General features: G+C 38.6%; 1 protein-coding gene. It reads right to left on the minus strand.

Going from position 1 to position 1,644, the window contains the following annotated elements; genetic code table 11:
• Positions 1 to 163: 163 nt before the first annotated feature.
• Complete coding sequence (locus ACRD62_RS22345) at positions 164 to 1,522, minus strand: transposase (RefSeq protein ID WP_489672254.1); 1,359 nt, start codon at positions 1,520 to 1,522, stop codon at positions 164 to 166.
• Between the last annotated feature and the right edge of the window lie 122 nt (positions 1,523 to 1,644).

A 1,644-nucleotide genomic window follows, 5' to 3' on the forward strand; every position in this document is an offset into this window, starting at 1 on the left:
AGGCGATTTCAGAAGTAATACTTAAAAAGGAAAATATATGAGGTTAATCTTTACCGATTAGCCTCTTTGTTTTTCATAATAATATATTGATTCATAAAGCAATGAATTTTTGCTGCACTAAGACATACCAAGCCCATCAATTGAAGGTATTTTCGTAAAAGGTTTATGCTGCCTGGGATGCTTGATTCTGCATTCGTCTCCCAATTTCAAGAGCGTTGCCAACATGGATGCCCATGAATATCCAAAGTATTTCCGTAGCCTTTGTTCGCGCTTTAACTCTGTTCAAGTAATAATGCTGTTTATCCTTCCCAAAACTACCTTCGAGTCTGGTTGCCCGCTCTTTTTTAATTTGTGCTGCCATCTGCTTGCGATGGGGCTCGTGCTTACCAGGGCGTCCTTTTCTTACGAAATCAGTTCGGATATTATTTGAGGTAGCAAAGCGTCGGTTGGCATTAGTGGCATAAATCGCATCAGCGCCAGCTATCTTTACTTTTGTGTGAGTCAACGACTGAGCCAGATAAACTGATGACTTAAAATGAGTACCTTCATTAAATGCGTCAAAGCTAAGATGCTCGATAAAGCTGATGCCGTTAATTTGTATTTTATTGACCTTGGCACCGAACTCTACAGCTTTGATTTCCTTTCCTCTTACAATGGGTCGAATGTAACTTTTTGAGAGGCTGACGATTCGGTCTTCAGGAGATTTACCCGTTGCAAACCTATAGCTTTGCTGTTTCAATACTTTTTCAATGATAGCGTATTGAGTATAGTATCTTTCAGGCATTTGAACATCGAGCTGCTTGAGTATGACAACCAGTTCTTCCAATAGTTTTCTGAGTAAATTCAATAATCCTCTGGTAATGGCAGTGCGTTCCTTTTTAGGCTTTCGACGTTTGCGACTGTAGTTCCAGTAACGCTGTTTCCACTTATTATACTTGCATCGAGGCATAGCTTGTTTGCCATATGAACAGAGTAATTTCAACTGGTTATAGCACCAATCAGTAGCTTCCCATAGTAACTTCTGATCGGTTGGAAAACGCAAGCTGCTTTCGTAACAAGTAGCATCAGTCACAAGCTGATCTAACTCTTCCATATAAGGCAGCCAATGCCTGACTAAGCACTTTTGTACTTTGTCAATATCCAACTTGGCTGCCAGCTCACATCGAATCTGGCTAATGATTTTAAAATTATTGATTTGCTCTCCAATGCCTAACAATAAACGACAAAACAGCTGATAATGGATATTGGAATTTAACTGCTCCATTAAACGTTCATCTGAACAACCGGCATAGTTCTTTAAAAACATTAAAGCTAGTTTACCTTGGGGGCTAAATATACAGTCTGGTCCCATTTTACTTTCAGTGATTCCGAATGAATCAACTAGTTCGTCCCATGGGATGGCTTGGTAAATTTTACCTAATGAAGTGGCAAGAAACTGATTGTATACAACCTGGAAATTATCTTCAATAGAAAAAAGTGGAAGATGGGCTTGAAATTCTGGAATACTTTGTAATTTTATCACTACGAGAAAAAAAGCAAACCCCGGTTTATGGCAAAAGTGCCTGTTTTCGGGGTTTTGTTACACTTTTAAGATAGTGATAATTACTTAATTATCAAAGAAATAAATCAACTTCTGAATATCCC

This window comes from Carboxylicivirga caseinilyticus (genome assembly GCF_050589785.1).
Classification (GTDB): Bacteria; Bacteroidota; Bacteroidia; order Bacteroidales; family Marinilabiliaceae; genus Carboxylicivirga; species Carboxylicivirga caseinilyticus.